This is a genomic window from Acutalibacter sp. LFL-21 (assembly GCF_025630755.1).
GTDB lineage: Bacteria > Bacillota > Clostridia > Oscillospirales > Acutalibacteraceae > Acutalibacter > Acutalibacter stercoravium.
In genome coordinates, this window is sequence record NZ_JAOTNT010000002.1 from 14,582 (window position 1) to 37,624 (window position 23,043).

The window sequence follows — 23,043 nt, forward strand, 5'->3', positions numbered from 1 at the left end:
AGTTGTGGACGAATCGAAGGGCAGCGAAGAATCCAGATGAGAGAAAACCAGTTTCAGTTTCACTCGATGAGGAGTCGGTGAGAAAGATCAGAGGCAAGCAGAAAAGAAAGAAGCAGGCCCTGCCGGGCCTGCAAAGGCAACGCATTGGAGTACGGAACCCCACGATGGAGAACGGAATTTTCTTCCGCTCAAAGGTCAGCTTGGAGAGGGCTGTGGGCGGTTCACAATGCCCCAACATTGAACAGGGATCACAGGGTGTGATTTTACAGCAGGTGAAAGAGTAGGCGCCTAAGAGCGGCGCCTACTCGGGCTCACAGTGGCCGGCAGAGCCGGCCACTCCGGGAATTTTGCAAGGCGTCAATTTTCCGATTTTTAGGGGCCGGTTTTGGGGCCTTGGCGTCAAACTGGGTGTCGTGAATGCCAGATTTTTCCAGTGTAGAGCCATTCTCTACGGTGTCAAGATAGGGGTTGTGGCAGTTTCCTGCCTTCGGCAGGGCAAGCAGAGCGCCCGGCTGTGTGAGATTACCAACGGCTTCAATTTGTGAATGACAAGAAGTCACTGTGCCCTGTCAGAGATCCAATCCAGCAGTTTGCGGGAAAATTCTTGGGGATGATTCAGGCTGAAGTCCCCATGGTAATAGCCGGGCATCTCCTCCAGCACTGACCCCGGGATTGTCTCTCTCAGCAGCTTCGCAGATTTTTTCATAATTTCTCGTTCTTTCCCACCTACCAGGATTAGTGTCTTGGCGCAGCAATGGGAGAGGGAGTCTTTGACCGTATACGCAGCGTTGGCCTTCAAAAATGCAATCATGTTATCCTTTTTAATTTGGGAGCTGTCACGAAAGTAATCTTCGAACAGGGAATCCCTTATGTGCAGTGCTTTGCATTGAAGCTTTGCGTACCAGCGCTTTTTCACAAGGGGATAGCACAGGGAAAAGACAGGCTTGACCAACATGGCCGTAGCATTTGTGGGCAGTGCCAGTGTGCTTTCTATCATGGCAAATTCGCAGATATTATTTCGTTGGGACAGCATTTCCAGAAGCACTTGGCCGCCGAGAGAGAGGCCAGCAATTAAAAATACCTGCCCCTGGAATCTGGAGTCGATATAGCGGATAATCCTGGCGGCATTTTCCTCGATAGAAGTGAATTTTTGATCACTGCCATGGTGTCCGTCTAGGATTGGAATTAAAACATGGAAGCGGCCTTGCAATATCTCGGCTTCGTCCCTGAAATTCCAAAAAAGAAAGTCCACCGCCGTGTAGGAAAATAATTGTTTTAGCCCCTTGGTTTCCATATTGAACGAAATGCATAAACGGTATCCTCCTGGGGTTGTCGGGGATAAAAGTCAAGGAAATTATAGCACGTTTTTTGAAGCAAGGGAATGAGCAATAGAACGGAAAGCGAAGAGAACTATGTGAAAAAAGACACCTCTCGTCTACATGGTATCACGGACGGCTTTAATTTGTAGCCACTATAAGGCAGGATACATAAAAAACAGCCGGAAAATTTTGCGGGTCAAAAGAGGACAAAAACAAGGAAACGCACCCGGAAAAGCCAAAAAAGGCGAAACCGGGTGCGTTCTGGGTGCTGGAGGGGGTGGGAACGGTTGAGGACGGGTGAGAAAGGACGCTATAGAACAGAGAAAGGGAGGGTAACTCCTCCATAGCATGATGAAGATGGAGAGACGGACTTGTCTCGCCTGCCGGCTCGGGTGCTGCTCCCCAGTGGGGAGCGCCCGGCACCGACCGAAGCGGCAGCTGAGACCGGCGCTGGACGCAGCCCACCGGGCTGCAGGTCCCCACGACACGCACTGCGCGGGGCGCAGCCGTGCCTCGTTGCCAAGACGTTCCGCCCAATGACAAAAAACAGCGCCATTGCAAAAGCAGTAGCGCTATTTTTGGCAGGGGCAGAAGGACTTAGTCTCGCCTGCCGGCTCGGGTGCTGCTCCCCGGTGGGGAGCGCCCAGCACCGACCGAGGCGGGAGCCGAGACCGGTTCGCGGCAGAGCGCCACTGGCGCTCGCTCACCCCTCGGCACGCGGTTTTGGAGTGGATGTGGGAGAACACAATGGGGGAGCAAAAGAGGGCCGGTGTTGCCCGATTCTTCCCACAAGTCACAAAATGAGTGGTGCTGGTTTGGTGCTGTGAGCTCTTTTAGGAGAAGGATTGTGTATCGACTACCACTTCTTCCTTCGAAAGAAAAGCACTTCCGCCAGGAGGATGGCCAAGCTGGCCAGGATCACGGCCGGGTAGGCCCAGGGGGCGTCCAGCTCCGGCATAGCGTGGAAATTCATGCCATACCACCCGGTGATGAGGGTGAGGGGCATAAAAACCGTGGTCACCACCGTGAGAAACTGCATCACCCGGTTCTGCTTTAAGTCGATCTTGGACTGGTAGATCTGGTGCAGCTGCAGGGAGTACTCCCGCAGGGAGGCGGTCTGGCTGTGGAGCCGTCCGGCCCGGTGGGAGAACAGCTCGAACCCACGGCACAGCTTTTTGGAGAACAGCCCGTTGCGGTTGGCCGCCAGGGTGTCCCCCAACTCGTCCAGCTGGGCGTAGTAGGCGGAGAGCTTCAAGAGCGTCCGGCGGCAGCGGTGGAGCTGGTTTTCAAACCGCTGGGGCTCTTCCTGCTTCAGCAGCTGGTCCTCCAGCTTGTCCAGCTGGGTCTCCAGATGCTGGAGGAACGCCGCATCATCTTGAATGAGAAACTCCAGAAATTCCAACAGCAGCTCCCCGGGGGCGGCTTCCAATCCTGGCTGGTAAGAAAGCTGTTCCAACAGCACTTCTATCTGGCCGGTGTCATCCACAAAGGTGAGACGGTCCGTTGTGAGAAGAAACGCAAAGGAATGTCCAGACCGCGGCGAGTGTTCTTTCCGAGGCACCAGCAGGGCGCCGGCGGCACAGTGATCGAACAGCTCTGCCTTGCAGCTGTGGCCATGGCGCAGGCTGCGGGCCAAATAAGGGTGCTGGGTCACCTGGCTGTCCATCTCCTGTTGGGTGATTACCTCCACCCAGGGGACGCCTTCGGCAGGCTTTTCCTGGACTGCTTCAAACGTCGGTTTCAACTGGTAAAACATACACATCTCCTCCTTCCAGACCCATTGTAACCGGCTGGGACAGAAATCGCAAGCAAAAGAAAGGGGAGGCCCCCACAGCAGGGCCTCCCCTCGGCGTCAACGCTTATTCAATGGTGATGGTACGATGGTCCGGCAGCTTGGGCTTTTCAGCCTTGGGCAGCGAGAGCTTCAAAATACCATCCTCAAATTTGGCGTGCACATCCTTGGGCTGCACGGACTCGCCGACATAGAAGCTGCGGCTGCACTGGCCGGCGTAACGCTCCTGCCGGATGTAGCGGCCCTTCTTCTTTTCGTCTTTGTCCAAACCCTTGGCGGCGCTGACAATCAGGTAACCGTCCTCCAGCTGGACGTTGACCTCGTCCTTCTTAAAGCCGGGCAGGTCGATGTCCACCTCATAGGAGTTGTCGGTCTCCCGCACATCGGTCTTCATGATGGCTCTGGCGTGCTTGCCATAGAGAGCTTTCTCCATGGAACGCATGGGGCGCATCATGTCGTCAAACATCTCATCGAACAGGTTTTCACCAAAAACAGCAGGCAACATAAGTCATTCCTCCATTCCGTACAATACGGCCCGTAGCTGTGTGGGAGAGAAATTCTCACGCGGTGGCGAGCTTTTGTCACCTTGCTTTTCGTGCGCCGGAAAACCGGGTACTGGTCCAGCTCACACCTTGCAGTATAGGGCGGGGAAAAACGGTTGTCAACAAGATGGCACGATGTTGCAAAAACCTGGCGCAATCCGTTCGTTTTGCAAGAATTTAACACGCGTCCTTCATTTTCGGAATTCCCTGGGGGTCTTTCCATAGCGGGCCTTGAACAGCCGGGAAAAGTAACCGCTGCTCTCAAAGCCGCAGCCTTCCGCGATGGCGGAGATGGGGAGGCCCGTAGTCGCCAGCTGTGTGGCCGCGATAGAGAGCCGGTACTGGGTGAGGAAAACCGTGGGGCTCTCTCCCCGCAGCTCCTTAAAGCAGCGGAAGCACTCCCGGCGGCTGATTTTGGCGGCCTTGGCGATGTCGTCCACGCTGATGGGGTCCTGGTAATGATCCTGGATGAATTTCACCATCTCGCTCAGGGCGACCAGTTGTCCCTGCCGCGGCATAGCGGCTGTACCGGCAGGGGCTTTCCAGTCCACCTGTTTCAGTATGGTTCGCCAGATGCGGCACACCAGCTCGAAGGTGTGGAGCTCATAGTCCTCCTGCCGGGGGCTGAGTTTTTCAAACTGCGCCAACAGCCGTAAAAGCGGGCGGTTTTCCGGGATAGCGCCTGGGAAGAAGGCCCCGCGCACCGGGCAGTGGGTTACAGGAACAATGATGTTTTGATAGAGTTTGCCGAACACTGGGGGCGAAAAAAACGTGGGCGTCATCCCAAAGGTGAACAGCCGGGTTCCCCCTGTGACCTGCCGGCAGCCGTGGAGCACCCCGGAGTTGATAAACACCCCGTCCCCCTTTTCCAAAGTGGCGCGAGAGGTGCGGGATGAGATGGGGCTGTAGTAGTAATCCAGCGTTCCCTCCGTCACCAGGCCGAATAGGAACTCAGAGTGCCAGTGGCGGTTCAGCTCCCCGTTTTGGAAGTCGTCCAGGCGGTGCTCCCAGCGGAAGATGGGGACCTCCCCCAAGGTGTAGGCGGGGATCTCCCGCAGAGTGGCATCCACTTCGATCTTCTTGTCGCGCATAGTACCCTCCTTTCTCGAAATGAGGCACAATTTTTCCGATTTGTGGCGCAATCCTTTCTTCCATTTCCTCGTGAATATTGTAGAATTATAGGCGAGAAATGCAGGATTGTCAACGATAAATTGCAAAATCTGATTTTGGCTTACCTTGACTTTTCCCGCGCAGGAAAGGAAGCGTCACTATGGAAGTGCAAACGGAAAACGAGAAGAAAAAGGTCCCTTTGAGCACAGGGTTGAAGTGGCTGCGGCTCGTCTGCATGGCGGTGGTGTTCGGCATCATCGCCGGCGGGGTGATGGTGGGGATGAATACCCTGGGCGGCCGCATGACCGCGGAGGGGGAGAACATCCCCCAGACCAGCACCGTCAAGGTGACCGCCAAGGCGGAGGACAGCGACGCCGTGGTGGCTGTGGCGAGAGAGGCCATGCCCTCGGTGGTGACCATCTCCACCATGTCTGTGGAGGAGATGCGCAGCTTCTTCGGGGGCACCCAGGAGATCCAGGTGCAGGGCGCCGGCACCGGAGTCATTGTGAACAAGAACGAGTCGGAGCTGCTCATCGCCACCAACAACCATGTGGTGGAGGGTGCCACCCAGCTCTCGGTGGGCTTTGTAAACCAGAGCTCGGTGGAGGCCCAGGTCAAGGGCACCGACGTGGACAACGACCTGGCAGTGGTGGCCGTGCAGCTTTCCGACATCCCCGCTGAGACATTGAGCCAGCTGAAGATCGCCACTATCGGCGACAGCGACGAGCTGGAGCTGGGCCAGCCGGTGGTGGCCATCGGCAACGCCTTGGGCTACGGCCAGTCTGTGACCACCGGCGTGGTCAGCGCCCTTGACCGGGACCTGTCCCTCACCGACGAGAGCGGCACGGCCATCACCTCCACCGGGCTCATCCAGACGGACGCCGCCATCAACCCCGGCAACTCCGGCGGGGCCCTGCTGAACATGGCCGGGGAGCTCATCGGCATCAACGAGGCGAAGACCTCTTCCTCCGGCAGCGGCGGCTCGGTGGACAACATCGGCTTCGCCATCCCCATCGACAAGGCGGAGGACAGCCTGAAAGAGCTGATGAACCTGCCCACCCGGGAGAAGGTGGACCCCAGCGAGGCCTCCTACCTGGGCATCGAGGGGGAGACCATCACCCAGGATATCACCCAGCTGTACGGCATTCCCACCGGCGTGGGCGTGGTGGCTGTGGAACAGGGCAGCGCCGCCGAGAAGGCCGGCATCCAGAAGGGGGACGTGATCACCCAGTTTGACGGCCGGGCCGTGGCCAACCAGCAGCAGCTCTCCGACACCCTGCAATACTATAAGGCCGGGGAGACGGTGGATGTGACCCTCCAGCGGGCGGACAACGGCAAGTACGCAGAGCAGACCGTCTCCGTCACCCTGGGCAGCGCCAAGGAGATGCCCCAGGCAGCGGCTGCCTCTTCCGCAGCGGAGAGCTCCGATGCCTAAGCATATTTGACCGTCTCCCGAATGGCGAGAACGGGGAAGGCCAGATGAAAGCCGCTGTGCGCCCCATCTGGCTTTCCCCGCGGCGATGGAACCGTATTGTAAAACAAAATCTAGAATCTTTCTGGAGGAATGGTATATGAGATGCGAAAATTGCGGAAAGAACGAGGCCAACTTTATCTATCGCAGCAGCATCAATGGCAGAACGGAAGAACACCACCTCTGCCAGGCCTGCGCCGAAAAGTTGGGCTATACCCGGAACTTTTTTGATCAGCGGCCGTCCCTGATGGACAGCCTTTTTGGAAACAGCGGTTTCTTCGACTCCATGCCGTCCCTGATGGGCCGGATGCTGGAGAGCCCATTTGACGATTTCTTCGACACGATGCCTGCCATCGGAGCGGGTCCGGTGCGGGAGGTCCCGGTGGAGAAGAAAGAGAACCTGATGAGTGATGAAAAGCAGAGCCGTTTTTCCTATCTGCGTCAGATGAACGCCTTGAAACTGGCACAGAAGAAGGCCATCCATGAACAGGACTTTGAGCGTGCCGCTCAGCTGCGGGATGAGATCCGCGAGCTGGAGGAGGCTCATAAAGAGGCCAAAGAGAATAAAAAAGACGCTGAAGACGGCGAGTAAAGCCAGTGTCTATAAAGAGACCACACACTTCACGATCAAAAAGAGAGGGATAGCATTATGGACGAAAGTAAATTCACTCCCACTGCGGAAGAAGCCCTGCAACTGGCCCAGGAAGCCGCTGGCGAACTGGGTCACGGCTATATGGGGACAGAACATCTGTTGCTGGGCTTGATGCGAGAGGACGAGGGGCTTGCCCACACGGTATTGGCAGAGGCGGGCCTGACGGATGACCTGCTGACGGAGATGGTCTGCGAAACCGCCGGTTCCCGTCCCTCCGATACCAGCGGCTCTGCTCAGAACCTGAGCCCCAGGGCCAAGCACGTGCTGGAGATTGCCCTGGAGGACGCCATCCGGGGCGGCTATGCCTACATTGGCACCGAGCATCTGCTGGCCGGCATCCTTCGCGAGGGCAACAATATGGCAGTCCGGCTTCTGCGGTCTGCCGGTGTGGATGCCCGTCAGCTGTACACGGCGCTGATGGAGAAAGTCAGCGCCGCGCCCCGCACCCAAAACGGCGACAGCACCCCGGATGCCGGAAGCGGCGAGGGAAGCGGCAAAAACAAGACTTTATCGGAGTTTACCCACGATTTGACGGCCGACGCCAGAACAGGAAAACTGGACCCTGTCATTGGCCGTGATAAAGAGATCCGGCGGGTGATCCAGATCCTGTCCCGCCGCAGCAAGAACAACCCCTGTCTCATCGGCGAGCCCGGCGTCGGCAAGACGGCCATTGCCGAGGGGCTGGCACGAAAGATTGCCGCGGGCGATGTGCCGGAAAAGCTGTTGGACAAAAAACTGCTGTCTTTGGACCTCACCGGCATGGTGGCCGGCGCCAAATATCGGGGCGAATTTGAGGACCGCATTAAGAAGGTGATGCAGGAGGCCAAAAAAGACGGCAATATCATCCTTTTCATCGACGAGCTGCACACCATTGTGGGCGCAGGTTCCGCTGAGGGCTCCGTAGACGCTGCCAATATTCTGAAGCCGGCTCTCAGCCGCGGCGAGATCCAGGTGGTTGGCGCCACAACTCTGGACGAATACCGCAAGTACATCGAAAAGGATGCTGCGCTGGAGCGCCGTTTCCAGCCGGTCACCGTAGGCGAGCCCAGCCAGGAGGCTACACTGGATATTTTGAAAGGCCTGCGGGGGAAGTATGAGCAGCACCACGGCCTGCACATCACCGATGAAGCACTGAAGGCTGCGGTGGAACTCTCTGCCCGGTATATCAATGACCGGTTCCTGCCGGACAAAGCCATCGACCTGATGGACGAGGCTGCCAGCCGTGTACAGATGGAGGAGGAAGAGCCTTCTGAAGAGCTCATGGGCCTTGAAGAGAAGCTCAACGCCCTTGCCGCGGACAAGGAAGCCGCCATTGCCGCACAAGATTTTGAGAAGGCCGCCCAACTGCGGGATACGGAAAAAGACTATCAGAAACAGTTGGAGGCCGAGCGGGATAAGCGCCGCAAGAGCAGTCAGGAACACCGGGACGTGACCGAGGAGGATATCGCCGCTGTTGTGTCCGATTGGACTGGCGTCCCCGTGACACGCCTTACCGAGGACGAGGGCCAGCGCCTGCTGCACATGGAAGACACCCTCCACAAACGGGTCGTGGGGCAGGACGAGGCTGTGGAGGCGGTGGCCCGTGCCATTCGCCGCGGCCGTGTCGGCTTGAAAGACCCCAAACGGCCCATTGGCAGTTTCCTGTTCCTGGGCCCCACCGGTGTTGGCAAAACGGAACTGTGCAAATCCCTGGCGGAAGCCATGTTCGGCGATGAAAACGCCATGATCCGGATCGATATGTCCGAATATATGGAACGCCATACGGTGTCCCGTCTGGTGGGTTCCCCTCCCGGATACGTAGGACACGATGAAGGCGGCCAGCTGACAGAAAAGGTACGCCGCAAGCCCTATTCCGTGGTGTTGTTCGATGAGATCGAAAAGGCGCACGAGGATGTGTGGAACATCTTGCTGCAAATCCTGGACGATGGCCGTATCACAGATTCCCAGGGCCGCACCGTTGACTTCAAGAATACCGTCATCGTGATGACCAGCAACATCGGCGCCAAGGCGCTGACCAATGCCGGGGCCAAGTTGGGCACCGATGCCGGCGAAAAAGAGGACGGGGCGGATGCCGATAAGGCATACGAGGAAGTCAAGGAAACCGTTATGGGAGAGCTGCGCCGCACTTTCCGGCCTGAGTTTCTGAACCGTATCGACGATATTATTGTGTTCCGCGCTCTGACTGAGCAGGACATTGAAGAGGTAGCCCGGCGGATGCTCAAGACCGTGGCGGACCGCATGGAGTCCATGGGTATCCATTTGGAGGCTTCCGACGAAGCGGTGAAAGAGCTTGCCAGGGAAGGTTTTGATCCCCAATATGGCGCACGCCCCCTGCGCCGGGCCATTCAGAGCAAGGTGGAGGACGCTGTCGCTGAGAAGATGTTGGATGGCACCCTCAAGACTGGTGATACCGCCAAGCTGGCAGTGGAGGATGGCAAACTGGTCGTATCGTGATGAGGTTTCATCAGAACGTGGGAGAAAAGTGAATCTTTATGCGAAGGCTGGAAGAAATTCCAGCCTTTTGCTTACCCCAAAACAGGGGAGGGGCCGCCTCAAAATTTGCGGTGGAGTAAACAAAGAATAGGGCTTCGGCAAAAGAGATCTGAAGAACCCTTGCAAGAATATACCTGTGAACGAAGTGTAAAATCCGAAAACGCTATGGACATAGGCCAGAACATAGGTGTAGAACCTTTGAAAACCTTTGGGGAGGGAACGCCACGGAATTCCAAAATACTTACACCAACCGCAGCCCATTGGGAAGATTTTTTCTTCTGCCCAATGAGATATTCACGCTGGGATTGACCCCAGGCAAGCTGTCAATCTACGCTTACTTGATTTTCTGCGAGGACCGGGAAACCCACCAGTGCTGGCCCAGCATCGGGAAGATATGCCAGCACACGGGCATGAGCGCCAACACCGTTGCGAAATACATCCGCCAGCTTGAAGAAAGGCAACTCATCGACGTAGAACCCACCAAGGTGCGCATGAAATCCGGCGAGGTGCGGAATGGGACGCTGCAGTTCACCATCCGTCCCATCCAAGAAGCTGTCAACTACCACCTGGAGTGCCAGCTGGCGGGGCTGCCACCGAGAAAGGCTAGGAGAAAAAGGCGCTGAAGCAAAACTCGCCCCTGTGTGGCCCTGTGTGCGATTTTGAGAGCCAGGTAAGGAAGTGACACCACCGAAGCCCCAGACCAGCCCTGTTGGAGGCGTGTGGGCCAGTTGTGAGCGAAACCAGGACAGCGGCGAAACGGGATGGGAGAAAGCCAACCCATCCACGCAGGCGAGAGGACGGGCGGGCAAAAGAAAGGCAGAAAAGGAAAAATCAGGCTCGGGCGGGCCTGCAAAGGCTGCTCATATAACCTGAACATTGCGAAGCAAAACGGAGGTGTGAAAAAGAAGCAGGTGAAAGGGTGTGGGTCGGTAAACCGCCCCACACCCGGCTCACAGTGGCCGGCAGAGCCGGCCACTTCGGGCTTTTTGCAAGGGGTCAATTTTGCGATTTTTAGGGGTCGGTTTGGGGGCCTTGGCGTCAAGCTGGGTGTCGTGGATGACAGATTTTCCCAGTGTAGAGCCATTCTCCACGGTGTCACGATAGGGGTTGCGGCGATTTTTTGCAAGTCGAGTGGCAGGCGGATTTTCAGACCCAATAGCTGTGGATAAGGGCGAAAATTATAGCCTTTTTCCTCACATAGACAGGGATTGCGACCTGTTTAAGAAAATTTTAGCCACGTTCCCGGATAAGGACTCAAAGCCTGTTTTCCTCTCCCCATATACAGAGTTGGTCGAGAATTTTCATCAAGGATTTGCCCCGCTCGCTGAGAGAATACTCCACCTTGGGCGGGATTTGAGGGTACTCCTTGCGGAGAATCAGCTGGTCACGTTCCAGCTCTTTCAAGTTGGCGCTCAAAGTTTTATCCGCTACGGTTTTCAGGTATCGCTTCAGCTCATTGAACCGCACCACGCCAAACTCCATCAGGCAATAGAGAATCACCATTTTATGTTTCCCGCTGATGAGGGAGAGCGTATAGGCGAAGCCCGTGTCCTCAAAGTTGGCCTTTTCCATATAGTCCGAGATCATATTGCTTACCTCCAAGCTAGTATCTTACAAAAAAATCAGCACTTGTTTTCTGTTTGTTACTGGCTATAATGATAGAGGAAGGCACCCGGCGTGTCAATCCTAAAAAAGAGAGGCGCATTTCTGTGAGAAAAGAATTGAATATCACCGAGGGGATCTTCCCCATGCCCGTGCTGATGGTCGCCACCTACAACGAGGACGGCACCGTAAACGTGATGAACGCCGCTTGGGGGACGATGCAGGAGCGTGACACTGTGGCCTTGAACCTGACGGAGAGTCACAAGACCGTGAAGAACATCAAGGCCAGGGGCGGCTTTACCGTGAGCATTGCCGATGCAGCCCATGTGGTGGAGGCCGACTATTTCGGCGTGGCCTCCGGCAATACGGTAGCGGATAAGCTGAGCGCAGCCGGGCTTACCGCCACGAAATCGGAGATGGTGGACGCCCCCGTCATAAACGAGTTTCCTCTCTGTTTGGAGTGCAAATTCGTTGAATACCAGACCAACGAATATGGCTGCGGGGTCATCGGTAAGGTGGTAAAAGTCACCGCCGACGAGAGCGTTATGCGGGACGGCAAGCTGGATATGTCCCTAGTAAACGCCGTTGCTTTTGACCCTTACACCCACGGATATTACAAAGTCACCGAGCGTGTGGGCGAGGCTTTCAAGGACGGTTTGCAGCTGAAGAAATAAGAATGGGCGGGCCTTTTGAGGCCTGCCTTTTCTTTTTCATGGCCACATCTTTCTAGGTGTAAAGCAGGCTTGCCACTACCTCAAAAATTACAGGGGAGTAAACAAAGAATAGGCCCGTATAAATTTCCCCGCCCCAGACAGGTGTAAATCCACCAAAAGGCGGGGAGATTTTTCTCCGCCCCGTTCACAACATTGGGCTGGACATAGGCAGGCGCTATACGGTAGTGTTGGTGGTTGATAAAACAACCCGAAGGGAGGAACCACCAACCATGCCACAAAAACGACTCACAACGAACGGCAATGTTTTTAAGCGGACAGATGGCCGCTGGCAGAGCGTCATCTGGTACTTCGACGAGCAAGGCATCAAGAGACGCAAAGTGTTCTCCAGCAAGACGAAAACCGAGGCGCAGCGGAAGATCACTACCTATATCGCCCAGTTCAACGAGGAAGTTCGTAACTCGGACGAATCACAGAAAACCATAAAAGACAGCCTGACCCATTGGCTCCAGGTTTTCAAGTTTTCATCGGTGGAGCGGACAACATATGACCGCCTGGAATGTACCGCCCAGCACCAGGTATTCCCACTCATCGGGGACAAGATTGTGGGAGACATAACAGCGGCCGACCTGAAATCCGTGCTCAACCATTGGATGGAGCAGGGCTACGCTTACACGACCGTGAAGAAAGTCCACATTCTGCTGAACGAGTATTTCCGCTACTTGACAGAGGAAAGCTTTATCCAAAAGAACCCCATGCAATGCGTGCCGATGATGAAAAAAGCCAACTTCTTAGCAGCCCAGGACAAGGAGTGTTTGCCGGAACAGGAGCAGGTTACGGTGTTCACTCCCATTGAGATTGCAAAATTCAGGCGAGAGGCGTTCTCTACCTTTGCCAACGGCAAGCGCAAATACCAGCAAGCAGCGGCCTATATCCTCATGCTGAACACGGGACTTCGCACGGGAGAATTGTTGGGACTCCTCAACAGCGACATCGACTTGCAAAATAGGGTGTTGCACCTGGAGCGTGGTGTGAAAGAGGTCTGGCGCAGGGACGGTCTGCAAGCGGAACCGGGACGGGATGTGAAAGTTGGCAAGCTAAAGTCCGCTACCAGCAAGCGCACGGTGCCCCTCAACGACACGGCTATCGCCATGATAAAAGATTTACGGCAGGAGGCATACTTCGGGGAGAACACGCCCCTGGTGCCGGATGAGCATGGCAACTACACACGACCCGTAAACTTCCGCAAGAGGTACTACCGCATTTTGGCAGCGGCGGGAATAGAGAAGAAGGGCCTGCACTCACTCCGCCACACATTCGCATCCAGCTTGGTGAATGGCATTAAGCAAGAGGATGGGAGCATAAAATCTCTCACACCCCGCCAGGTGGCAGACCTGCTGGGCCACTCCACCTCGCAAATCACAGAGCTGTACTATGTTAAAAAGGACACCTCTCGTCTACATGGTATCACCGATGGCTTCAACTTGTAACCACTATGCGACAAAATGCACAAAAACCAGGACAAAAATTTTGCAGCCGAAAAACAACGAAAAAGAGAAAAACGCACCCGGAAAAGGCCAAAAAGGGCGAAACCGGGTGCGTTTTGGGTGCTGGAGGGGATGGGAACGGTTGGGAATGGGTAAAACCGGATGGGAAAACCCGGAAAGCTAGGAGAAAATCAAGGGACGGACTTGTCTCGGCTGCCGCCTCGGTCGGCGCTGGACGGTCGCCACAGGCGACCAGCGCCCCACGACACGCACCGCAGGAGAGCCTGCGGGCGCACCTCGTTGCCAAATCCTACCGCACACTAACGAAAAAGTCAGGTACCGCACAAGCGATACCTGACTTTTTTGTGTTTTCTTTCCAAAAATGATGCGCTCGGCTAAAAGGAAGGCGAAAAGCCCAGGTTTTATGCGGCTTTTCCTTGATTTCAGTTTTTGAATCATGCGACTTTCCAAAAAAGATGTAGAAAATGCTGGCGATTTAAGCATCGGGCGGCTACTCGGATTCAAGTGGATCGTCTGTTCCGTATTCCGAGTGAACCAGTATCAGATCTCCATCCGCATCTTTGAAGAACGTATTTTCCTCATAGAAGACGGAGCATTGAAACCGTCCATTCTCAAACCTTGGCACAGCGTAGTACAGCCGGTTGACCAGGGTGTTCCCGTCCTCCATGACATCAAAATTCCCAAGGGGAACAGCACTTTTCTGCTCTCTCGTGGGTATATACGGTGTTTTTGTCTGCATGGTCAGGCAACCTCCTGGGAATGGGCTTTTTCTACCATCTGGCCAAAGGAGCGGGTGAAAGAGATGATTTCTTGGTCGGAGAGCAGGTATAGGAATAGGATGATCATTATGGCGGACGGCTTGTGGACGCCCCGTTCCAACTTCTGATAGTTCCGCATGCTCAGACACAGCTTTTCTGCCAGTCTTTCCTGAGTGAGTTCCATTTTTATACGAAACTCCCGGACGCGGACAACCCAAAAGACGAGAAATAAGCCCTCGTGCTTTCGCAAAAGCAAGACCTCCTACCACAGCTACCAATGTTTTTGCCATCAGGAAAATCTTACCAATCCGTACAGCAGTCTACCACGTCCTATGGGACGTATTTTGTCAATTCTTGTTGAGATTCCTATACTTTTATTGTATCATAGATAAAATGGGTAGTTGCGCTTTTTAGTGTTGCTGCCCCATCCCATATTCCGCCGCCACATTTCGCTCCACATCGTTTTCAGTGGAATCTTCCTGTGGCCGCTGGGTGAGGACGAAAGTTTCCAACATCTGGATGCGCTGATTCACCGAGGCGATGATAGCCTCCACCCGCTCTTTGTCGATGAATTCCTCCGCGCCAGTGAACACCTCCCGGATGTCCTGGTCAACGCCGTCCAGCTTGGAGAGGTCAAGCCAGTCAAAAGAGGTCACCAGTCGAAGTTGATCCTGGTGGGTTTTCTTGAAGGGCTTGCAGGTGATATTTCGTCCGGAACGAATTTGGGGTGTCAGCTTGTCATAATCCAGGGAGGAACCGCTGTCATAGATGGGCGCCGGCCCAAGCCATTCCAGGGTGTCCGGGTTACGGAGCAGCCCGAAGTTGTTGAAGTGCCTGTCCTCATTGGCGATGAGGTAGTCCAGCACCATCATCTGGTCCAGGGCGTGGGCCACATTCGGGATTTCCAAAACGTTACAGCAATTTCTGTAATGCTGGTACACAGAGGTCTGGTTGTCCTTCTTCTGGACTTGCATCACCCGCCAGGCGGGGATCAGCTCCGTGTACGGGGTGACGAAATCCTCGCACACGCTGTAAGGAATGCCACCGTCCCACAGTAAGGTGTAGGGGATGTGGGGAATCCCCAGGCGATCTGCCATTTTGGAAGCAATCACCTCGTTGAAGGGTTGCTGCAAAAAGGGCGGGCTGCCTGCCTTGATAAGGCACCGTTTGTCGTCCAGAATCTTCCAGCGCTTTTTAAGGAAGCCGTCCGAGGTGTTGTCCGGAGAGCTGAAGTCGAACCCCTCCTTTTTCGCGGGGGCACCAAAGAGAGCATCGCCTACATCTTCGGAAAAAGAGTTTTCAAAGAAATTGACGCTGTGCCAGGTGAGGCCGCTGCCCACCGGTTTGATCCAATAGCGATCGGACAGGCTCAGGCCGTAGCAGCGGGTGAGAAGCAGCTTGGAGCTGGTCACTCCCATGGTTTCCAGCGCTTCCCGCAGCCCGGAACGGCTGGCAGGGATGGAGCGGTCCTCCCACCACTCGTTGAGGGCGGCCCGGTCTGCCATGCCACGACGGACAGAGACGCCCACAGGCAGGTGCCCCCCACGAAAGAGTGCGTCAATCCGCTGGATGCTGCCGGTGGTCTCATCTAAGGTCAAATCCGCAACAGGGATGTCCTTGTGCATCAGGGTGTAGTTCACGGGTGCCGCCTCCTTTCTCTTGCTTTGTAGTATACACGATGCATGGCATGGGCGCAACGAAATTACCAGGCCATGCTGGGCTGGAAGGACTGTTCTTCTTCCTCGTCCTGAGCGTCCTCCTGGTCGGTAGATTCTTCCCAGGCTTCTTCATCCTCCTGTGATTCCTCATCTTCCAAGGAGTCCTCCTGGGCTTCCTCCAGCTCGGTGTCCTCTACTTCTTCTACATCATCCAGACTATCACTTTCTAAAACCTCGCTGTCCTCGAACACTTCTTCTGTTTCTTGGGCTTCTTCCTCCCCGGTTTCCTCGGCCCCGTCATCCTCCTGGGAAACTTCCTCGGAACCGGCCTCAAAATCGTCCACGGGGGCGGGGTTCTGGTCGGCTGCGGGTTGTTCCTCCAGTTCGGTGCCGGGGCCTTCCTGGGCCTCTTGGGGGGCAAACTCGTCCTGGAGTTCTTCCTCCATTTCTTCGTCCTCGGCTTGGTCATCAGATTCTTCCTTGTCCTCCTGTTCTGCTGGGTGGCTGGCCTGATACTGGGCTTCGTCCTGCTCAATTTCCGACTCGATTAGGCCGATGACGAATTGCTTTTGTGTCATGTGGTTTCGCTCCAAGTAGGCTTTCACACGCTGAAATAGGCTGTCCGGCACTTGGAAGGCCAGGGTTCGCATACGTTCCATATTTTTGTCCTCCTGTGTAATTTGAATTTTGGGATGCAGCTCGTTGTCCACAGCCTGGGCGATGAATTCACCCATGGTCATGCCGTGGGCCTCGATGTAGGCTTTTACTTCCGCGTGAAGGTCAGCGGGGATCTTCACGGTGATCCCTTTCATTTCAGGCAAAGTTGTCACTCTCCTCTAAGTAATTTTGCATGGCCTGGAGGAGCAAGTCCTCCAGTGGGATTTCCAGCTCCGCTGCCCGGTCCAAGAGGGCGGCGTACTGGGCTTCGGTGAGTTGGATAGTGTAGGTGAAATCTATTGAAATCATCCCCTTTTCAGTTTTTAGGTGGGCAGACCAACTTCCCCGCCAAACAGGTCGAGTTGACCGGTTACATTGCGATCCTCCATCCACCAGCGGAAGACCTCGTCTGCTGAGTGCCAGGAGTTTAATTTACCCTCTGCCCATCGTCTATGGAGCATTTTGTCAAAGGCGGTCCGGTAGAGCTTTTCAAAAGCAGGCCATACGCGAAATTCCCGGTACCGGACTTTCCCCGCCATAGGACAGCCAACGCAGCCCACCCGCTGAAAACCCAGATTGTACACGGGGTTGACGTCCACCTTGGCGTCCCGCAGGAACGACCACACGTCTGAGTCACTCCAATCCACGATTGGATGAATCTTTATTTCGGCTTTCTGCTGGCAGGGGGCTACAATCCGTTCATCACCGTTGTCGAAGTCAAAGCGTTGGACCTCTCTGCGACTGCTGCCCTGCTGCTCCGCCACGGCGGAGTCCTTCCTGTTTTGACTCTCCGCGGCCCGGACGCCCAGCGCCACCGCCCGGTGCGGCGCGCCGCTCTCTTTTAGAACTTGGCAGCAGTATCGCTGTTTCCGGGTGGGGGGCCAGCCCTTCTGGACAATCAAGCTCCACATACTGGTGGGTTTTCCTCGGTAAAGGGGTTTGTGGAAAGCGCAGGCAATACCCTCCAACTCCAGTTGACGAAACACGTTTTGAACGTGATAGATGGTTTCCGGAGCGTCCGCTGTGGTCAGGTGGTGGATGACCTCCAGTGGGATGTGTGCACGCCGGCACAGCTCTAAGCAGACCTCGCTGTCCTTGCCGCCGGAGTAGGCCAATAAAGTATTGCGGTCTGCATATTCCTGTGGGGCATTTGCCGGGAGCAGGATTTCATTGTGGACGATACCACGCTTTTCCGGGTAGTGCTTTACTTGCTGGTCGTATTCACAGAACAGCTTTTCGCCGCTTTGGTAAGCAGCGGCGGCAACCGCAGACTGTCGCTGGCTGCGCTGAACAATCGTGATTTCGTTGTGTGGACAGGGCATTTCGTGTCCCTCCTTTCGCTAATTGGTGGATGGGGTGGCGTTTTACCACCTCATTTTGGGCAGAAAAAAAGCAGGATACCTTTTTCAGATTTCCTGCTCGGTGTGCCGCTGTGTGAGCGGCGGGTATTTAGTTGTAAAAGTTCGGGACAAGTTGACCCGATGTAAAGCTAACAAACTGAAATTTGACTTGCCTATTTTCTTAAAATCTCATGTGGAGCTTCTATTTCATTTGCCAAGGTATGCTCTGTTAATTCTGACATCAATTTCAATTTTTTATTAATCAATGGTCGCATACAATTAGGAACATGTTCCTGATGCGCTCTGTGGATTGCTACACATTCCTTGCAGTTTCCGTGATAACGACAGGCTTTCAGGCAAGGACAGTGATCTTTGTCTTTATACTCCTTACGAAATTCCGCTGCAAATTCTTCTTGCAGTCTCAGCCCCTCGACACGGTTTCCCTTATGAAATTCTACCATTGCATCCAGTTCTTTCTGGTTCCCTTCAATCTTCATGTTATTATAGCGCCTCCATTTCAACTATTCCTCATTTTCTGATAAATTACGATTTATTGCTGACTTTATTATTGACTTTATTATACTTTATTGCCTATCGAAAAGATAGCATATTTTATGAAACTTGTCGGCTGGGAACAGCTTGCAACGCAAGGTGTCCCCAGATGGCAAGTCCACAAAAGGGTAGCTGGCGGCAGCCAGCGCAGGGGAAGCGTAGCGTCCCCTGTATGATTTGGAGTACCTGACACTATTATTATACGAAGAAACTGTGGGTATATCAACCTCTGAGAGTTCACTTTCTCCCAGGCAATTCAACCACCTTCCGGTTCCCATCCTTGAACGTGATTTCCAGTTTTTCCGCTGATTCCACCCGGATGGTTTCCACCACCTTGCGAACCAGCAGGTCATCGAAGGAGAGGCCGTTTTCCTTGAATTTCTCCAGCAGGGCGGCGATTTCCTCCATCCGTTTTTCATCCATCGCCTGGGTCTTTTGCGTGGCCTGCACCCCCTCCAGCTGGGCCTGAAGCCCCTCCAGCTCCTGCTTGATGCGGGCAAACTGGAAGTCGTACTTGCCGTCATCGTTCTCGGCCAGGGCCCTGGCGATGAGGTCTTTTTTCTCTTTCTGCAACTCGTTGATCTTGGTGCGGATGGCGTATTCGCTGTCCGCTGTCTCCGGGGTCAGCACGGAGCGGATGCTCTGCATGGTAACTCCCAGGGTTTCCTCTTTGTGGATGTATTGCTGGGAGATGGCCTCCATGACGGCGGATTGGAGTTTGTTTTCCTCCAAGGTGGGGGAATCCGGGCAGTTGGATTTGCCGTCCAGCCGGGTGCCACAGCGCCACATGATTTGCTTTTCGCATTTCCGGTACCAAGTGACCCGGCGATAAAGCGCTCCGCACTTGCCGCACACTACCAGGGTGGACAGGGCATATTTGCCGCTGTACCGTCCAAAGGGAGTTTTCGCTTTCTCAGAAGTGGGACGTTTTGCGCTGCGCTTCGCCAGTTCTTCTTGGATGCGATTGAATGTCTCTGGTTCCAGGATACGGGGCAGCACGCCCTCTACATAATATTTGGGTAGGTCGCCATCGTTCTGCACCGCCCGGTCGGAGAACAGGCTGGGCCGGTAGGTCTTTTGGAGGAGGGCGTCCCCTTTGTACTTCTCATTGGTGAGGAGGGAGCGTAGAGTGGCGGTGCTCCAGGTGTCCTTGCCTTTGGGGCTGGGGATGTAGCGCTGGGCAAGCTTGTCCGCAATGGCGTGGAGGCTGTCCCCGTCCAGGAACCACCGGGCGATTTGTCGGATGACGGTAGCTTTTTCTTCATCGATTTCCACCCCGCCGTCCTGCCCTTTGCGGAACCCGTACAGGTTGGGGCCGATGGAGATGGTGCCGTTCTCGTAGGCTTTCCGCAGCCCCCAGCGGACGTTGCCGCTGATGGACTCCGACTCGGACTGTGAAAATGCGCTGTGAAAGGCCAGGATCAACTCGGAGTTCATGGTGCGGGTATCCACAGCCTCTTTCTCGAATAGCACCCCAATGCCCCGCTCCCGCAGGGCCCGGATGGTACGGAGCACGTCCACGCTGTTGCGCCCGAATCTCGAAACGGATTTGCAAAGGATCAGGTCGATGCGCCCCTCCCGGCAGGCCCGGAGCATCCGCTTGAAGTCCTCCCGATGCTTCATGCTGGTGCCGGTGATGCCCTCGTCGGCGTAGACGCCGGCGAACTTCCACTCCGTTTTGCTGTTGATTTTCTCGGTGTAGTAGGCAAGCTGGTTTTTATAGCTGTTGATCTGTTCTTCCGAGTCGGTGCTCACTCGGCAGTAGGCTGCCACCCGAAGCTTTTGACGGGACGCATTGCCTGGTTCCATTCGCTTTGGGGTAGCAGGAATGATGGTGACCTTTCTCGGCTCTCGTGGGACAGCGGACTTCACGGGGCGTCACCTTCTTCGATGAACACGCCGTTTTGCAGCTTCAAGAGGATCTCCCCTTTCCGTGTGAGGTGTATTTCAGAAACTGTCCGCTGGAACAGTTCTCTATCAAAAGCGGACAGCGGCCCGGCGTGGAGCAGGGTCGCTGTCAATCTATCTGTAATGTGTCGGGCGCTGCTGATCGCTTCATAGTTTTTCGCCGCACATTGCAGGGCTAAATTCACCAGCTCATCCTCAGAGAAATCGCCGCTGTCCAGCTTACGGAAAATCACGTTGGTGAGCCGCCGGGCCTCCATAGAGGTGACCTGGATTTCATCTTCCTCTTTTTCTGCCAGCAGGGGCTTGTCCGCCAGTTTTTTCTGGAGGAGGAACACCCGCTGTTTGAATTCCTCATCGGGCAGAGGAAGAAAGTAGCCGCACTGGGGGCACTTCCAGGTGACAGGGTGCTCCATGCGGGAATCCATCCGCCGCACCATGAGACCGCCGCAGTGGTGGCAGTGGGTCAGGCCCTTGAACAACTTGACGTCCTCGTCCACAGGCTGGCGGTTGGTGTTGGCACTTTCCTTTTGCTGGTGGGCCATCTGAAAATCCTTTTCTTTTATAATGGGAGGATACTCTCCGTTTCCTATGTACTTGGTGTTGTCCAGGATGCGCTTCACCCGAGCCTTGTCCCATTGCCAGCGGCCTGGGAGATATTCCACCAGCTTGGCAGTAAGGCGGGCGGCGATTTTGCTGAGAGGCTCCCCGCTGAGGTACGCCATGAACACCGTCCGCACGGTCTGGCTCTCCTGGGGGTGTACCGCCAGGACGCCGTTCTGGTAATAGTATCCGAATGGAATGCTGCGGTTTCTCACTGGGGGATCACCTCCTTCAGTTCCAGCCCGCATTTCAATTTGAAAAGCAGCTCCGTGTTACTAATGGGCACGATTTTTTCTACCAGCTGGTCGAACAAGTCCATGTCGAATTCCCAGGGGATTTCCGGGAGAGCGGCCAGTGTGTCCTGTAATTCTCTCAGTTTGTCCAGGGTTTCCAATGCCTTGCTGCCGTGGATGGCCTGGGCGCGCTGGTCGCTTAGCTTCTTCCGCTGGGACGCCAGGGCGTCGCTCTGCTCCCGGAAGTCAGCATCCTCAATGAAACCTTTGTTATGGAGCCGCTGGAGGGTGTGGGCCTTTTCATTTAAGTCCGCCAGGGCCGTGTTCAGCTCATAGAGCTTGGCGTTGCCCCGCTCCTGCCGGGCGGCGATCTCTTCCAGGAGGGAGAAGATACTTGGAATAATTACATTTATATTTGTGTACAATTTCCCCACCATGGTGAGAAAGGCCATTTGTACCTGAGTTTCTTTGCAACGAATCTTAGTGCAGGGAGAACCGTTATTTTCCCGATTCCGGCATCCCCAATAATAGGTGTTTCGAATTTTCATCCTGCGGAATTGGTTACCGCAGTCAGGACACTCCATTTTAAGGGAAACGCTTCCTCCTTCTCCTCTGTCTGTATGCACAGCACGTTGGGCGAGTAAACGCTGGGCCTGTTCAAAAACCTCTTTTGGAACAATCGGCTCATGGCAGCCGTGAATATGATACATGGGGAGTTCGCCATGGTTTATCCTGCGGGTTGTGGGGATTGTGGGAGTTCTGTACCGCTTCTGCACAATGGCGTCTCCCATGTAGCGCTCGTTTTTCAGGAGATACTCCACACTGCTTCTCCCCCACTTTCCGCCGTGACGGGTTGGGATCTGATCTGCGTTCAACTCTTTTGCAATGGACAATGCACCTCGTCCGGAGAGGAATAGAGTGAAAACCGCTTTAACTACCCTCGCTTCTTCCGGTTCGGGAAAGAGGACTCCACCTTCCAAGCGATAGCCAAATGGAGCGTAGTTCGTGACAAATGAGCCACTTTCCATCCTCTTCTGGATGCTCCACCGCATATTTTTTGAGATGGAGGTGCTTTCCTCCTGGGCGGCCATGGCCAGGAGGGTCAGCTGCATCTCCCCCAGCATTTGGGCGGTGTCGATGCCCTGCTCCTCAAAAACAACGACCACGCCCAAGTCTTTCAACTCGCGCGTGGTCTCGATGAGTTCCAGTGTATTGCGGGCGAACCGGGAAACGGACTTCACCAGGATTCGCTGGATCTTCCCAGCCCGGCAGTCTTGGAGCATCCGTTTGAATTCGTCCCGCTTCTCCAGGCTGGTGCCTGAGATGCCCTCATCCGCGTAAATGTCCACCAGCTCCCAGCCAGGGTGCTGGGCGATGAAATTGGTGTAGTACCCGATCTGGGTGCGGTAGGAGTTGAGCTGGTCCTTGGAGTCGGTGGACACCCGGCAGTATGCGGCCACCTTTTCCAGTGCGTCGCTTTGCGGTTGGTATGGTTGAATCATCTGCACTTGGGCCACTTTCTCTCACCTCCACCACGGACATTACCAGAATCCGGGGCGGAAGTCCATACCCAATGTGGCTAGATGTACTCCCTCCCCGGCTTGAAAAATTCGGCGTTGTACCTACAGATTTTGCCGTACTCATCCTCGCTGATGAGGCCCCGCTCCAGCAGGAGACGCAAAGCCAGCACAGTGTAATAGTAGTTGATTGAATTCTCCAGTTTCACAGCGGTTCCTCCTTTGTTCCGTTCAAGACACAAGGACGGGCGCAGCCGAACACGACTGTGCCCGTGTATTCTATCTTGAAATCTGATTTCGAATCGTTCGTATCACCGATATTTGCCTCGCACCCCTCAGTGGAGGGAGTGTACAACACGGGCAGCGGCTTGCCTGCCCTCATGGATTCTCACCCCGCGTGGTTCTCACCCGGCCGTCCCCATTGCGTGACTCTGTGGCTGGACGGAAGTGCTCGATGCCCTCTGCCTCTCACCGCCCAGGCGGGTGCCGCCCGCCTGCTGGGAATTCTCCCGGTGGCTCCTGGTCAGAGGGTGCCGTATGCGTACACTGACTTGTTCGGTTTTCAAGGTCCGCAGCCTTTCCTGGCTGTGATTATATTGTAGCGTATTCCGATGCGGTTTCAGAGTGCCTAGTTGTCACGGTACCGTGCAGATTTGTCAC

General features: G+C 55.1%; 22 protein-coding genes and 1 pseudogene. 6 read left to right on the top strand and 17 right to left on the bottom strand.

Features of this window, described 5'->3' with window-relative positions:
* Window positions 1–556: 556 nt before the first annotated feature.
* From ODJ80_RS02360 to ODJ80_RS02375, 4 genes are all read right to left on the bottom strand, one after another.
* Window positions 557–1,294 (bottom strand): alpha/beta fold hydrolase, encoded by a 738-nt coding sequence (locus ODJ80_RS02360; protein WP_263040756.1) that lies wholly within the window; start codon window positions 1,292–1,294, stop codon window positions 557–559.
* An 881-nt stretch (window positions 1,295–2,175) separates the two neighbouring features.
* The gene (locus ODJ80_RS02365) at window positions 2,176–3,075 is read right to left on the bottom strand and encodes a magnesium transporter CorA family protein (RefSeq protein ID WP_263040757.1); all 900 of its coding nucleotides are present in this window, start codon (window positions 3,073–3,075) and stop codon (window positions 2,176–2,178) included.
* 103 nt (window positions 3,076–3,178) lie between these two features.
* Window positions 3,179–3,616 (bottom strand): Hsp20/alpha crystallin family protein, encoded by a 438-nt coding sequence (locus ODJ80_RS02370; RefSeq protein WP_263040758.1) that lies wholly within the window; start codon window positions 3,614–3,616, stop codon window positions 3,179–3,181.
* A gap of 228 nt (window positions 3,617–3,844) precedes the next feature.
* On the bottom strand, window positions 3,845–4,744 hold the full coding sequence (locus ODJ80_RS02375; RefSeq protein ID WP_263040759.1) for an AraC family transcriptional regulator: 900 nt from the start codon (window positions 4,742–4,744) through the stop codon (window positions 3,845–3,847).
* 179 nt (window positions 4,745–4,923) lie between these two features.
* Between ODJ80_RS02375 and ODJ80_RS02380 the strand changes: the two genes are divergently transcribed.
* The 4 genes from ODJ80_RS02380 (at window position 4,924) to ODJ80_RS02395 (ending at window position 10,002) form a co-directional block, all read left to right on the top strand.
* A complete protein-coding gene (locus tag ODJ80_RS02380; RefSeq protein ID WP_263040760.1) occupies window positions 4,924–6,198 on the top strand; it encodes a S1C family serine protease in 1,275 nt (424 codons plus the stop codon).
* Window positions 6,199–6,334: 136 nt separating this feature from the next.
* Window positions 6,335–6,826 (top strand): UvrB/UvrC motif-containing protein, encoded by a 492-nt coding sequence (locus ODJ80_RS02385; protein ID WP_263040761.1) that lies wholly within the window; start codon window positions 6,335–6,337, stop codon window positions 6,824–6,826.
* Window positions 6,827–6,883: 57 nt separating this feature from the next.
* Window positions 6,884–9,340, top strand: a complete 2,457-nt coding sequence (locus ODJ80_RS02390) for an ATP-dependent Clp protease ATP-binding subunit (protein ID WP_263040762.1) — start codon at window positions 6,884–6,886, stop codon at window positions 9,338–9,340.
* A 344-nt stretch (window positions 9,341–9,684) separates the two neighbouring features.
* Window positions 9,685–10,002 carry a helix-turn-helix domain-containing protein gene (locus ODJ80_RS02395; protein WP_263040763.1) on the top strand — a complete coding sequence of 106 codons (318 nt, stop codon included), beginning with the start codon at window positions 9,685–9,687 and terminating at the stop codon, window positions 10,000–10,002.
* A gap of 631 nt (window positions 10,003–10,633) precedes the next feature.
* Here ODJ80_RS02395 and ODJ80_RS02400 read toward each other — a convergent pair.
* Window positions 10,634–10,966, bottom strand: a complete 333-nt coding sequence (locus tag ODJ80_RS02400) for a winged helix-turn-helix transcriptional regulator (protein WP_022335470.1) — start codon at window positions 10,964–10,966, stop codon at window positions 10,634–10,636.
* Between the two features lie 122 nt (window positions 10,967–11,088).
* Here ODJ80_RS02400 and ODJ80_RS02405 point away from each other — a divergent pair, with 122 nt between their 5' ends.
* Complete coding sequence (locus ODJ80_RS02405) at window positions 11,089–11,655, top strand: flavin reductase family protein (RefSeq protein WP_263040764.1); 567 nt, start codon at window positions 11,089–11,091, stop codon at window positions 11,653–11,655.
* 269 nt (window positions 11,656–11,924) lie between these two features.
* Window positions 11,925–13,142: a tyrosine-type recombinase/integrase gene (locus ODJ80_RS02410; RefSeq protein WP_263040765.1), complete on the top strand. Its 1,218-nt coding sequence runs from the start codon at window positions 11,925–11,927 to the stop codon at window positions 13,140–13,142.
* A 508-nt stretch (window positions 13,143–13,650) separates the two neighbouring features.
* On the opposite strand, the gene ODJ80_RS02415 is transcribed toward ODJ80_RS02410, so the two are convergent.
* The 12 genes and pseudogenes from ODJ80_RS02415 to ODJ80_RS02470 form a co-directional block, all read right to left on the bottom strand.
* Window positions 13,651–13,899, bottom strand: a complete 249-nt coding sequence (locus ODJ80_RS02415; RefSeq protein WP_263040766.1) for a hypothetical protein — start codon at window positions 13,897–13,899, stop codon at window positions 13,651–13,653.
* 2 nt (window positions 13,900–13,901) lie between these two features.
* Complete coding sequence (locus ODJ80_RS02420; RefSeq protein WP_317619852.1) at window positions 13,902–14,174, bottom strand: helix-turn-helix domain-containing protein; 273 nt, start codon at window positions 14,172–14,174, stop codon at window positions 13,902–13,904.
* Window positions 14,175–14,328: 154 nt separating this feature from the next.
* Entirely contained in the window at window positions 14,329–15,558 is a 1,230-nt protein-coding gene (locus ODJ80_RS02425; protein ID WP_263040768.1) for a HipA domain-containing protein, read from the bottom strand.
* 62 nt (window positions 15,559–15,620) lie between these two features.
* On the bottom strand, window positions 15,621–16,373 hold the full coding sequence (locus tag ODJ80_RS02430) for a hypothetical protein (protein WP_263040769.1): 753 nt from the start codon (window positions 16,371–16,373) through the stop codon (window positions 15,621–15,623).
* 16 nt (window positions 16,374–16,389) lie between these two features.
* Window positions 16,390–16,542 carry a hypothetical protein gene (locus ODJ80_RS02435; protein WP_263040770.1) on the bottom strand — a complete coding sequence of 51 codons (153 nt, stop codon included), beginning with the start codon at window positions 16,540–16,542 and terminating at the stop codon, window positions 16,390–16,392.
* Between the two features lie 14 nt (window positions 16,543–16,556).
* A complete protein-coding gene (locus tag ODJ80_RS02440) occupies window positions 16,557–17,348 on the bottom strand; it encodes a phosphoadenosine phosphosulfate reductase family protein (protein ID WP_263041020.1) in 792 nt (263 codons plus the stop codon).
* A pseudogene (locus ODJ80_RS02445) lies at window positions 17,345–17,555 on the bottom strand (MobA/MobL family protein); the annotation flags it as partial. The gene ODJ80_RS02440 and the pseudogene ODJ80_RS02445, both read right to left, overlap by 4 nt.
* Window positions 17,556–17,746: 191 nt before the next feature.
* Complete coding sequence (locus ODJ80_RS02450) at window positions 17,747–18,070, bottom strand: hypothetical protein (protein ID WP_004613237.1); 324 nt, start codon at window positions 18,068–18,070, stop codon at window positions 17,747–17,749.
* A 292-nt stretch (window positions 18,071–18,362) separates the two neighbouring features.
* Window positions 18,363–19,997, bottom strand: coding sequence for a recombinase family protein (locus tag ODJ80_RS02455; protein ID WP_263040771.1), 1,635 nt, complete (start codon window positions 19,995–19,997; stop codon window positions 18,363–18,365).
* Window positions 19,994–20,848 (bottom strand): recombinase family protein, encoded by an 855-nt coding sequence (locus ODJ80_RS02460; protein WP_263040772.1) that lies wholly within the window; start codon window positions 20,846–20,848, stop codon window positions 19,994–19,996. Before ODJ80_RS02460 ends, ODJ80_RS02455 begins: the two co-directional genes overlap by 4 nt.
* Window positions 20,845–22,368 (bottom strand): recombinase family protein, encoded by a 1,524-nt coding sequence (locus tag ODJ80_RS02465; protein WP_263040773.1) that lies wholly within the window; start codon window positions 22,366–22,368, stop codon window positions 20,845–20,847. Before ODJ80_RS02465 ends, ODJ80_RS02460 begins: the two co-directional genes overlap by 4 nt.
* A gap of 77 nt (window positions 22,369–22,445) precedes the next feature.
* A complete protein-coding gene (locus tag ODJ80_RS02470) occupies window positions 22,446–22,592 on the bottom strand; it encodes an SHOCT domain-containing protein (RefSeq protein WP_263040774.1) in 147 nt (48 codons plus the stop codon).
* Window positions 22,593–23,043: the final 451 nt, after the last annotated feature.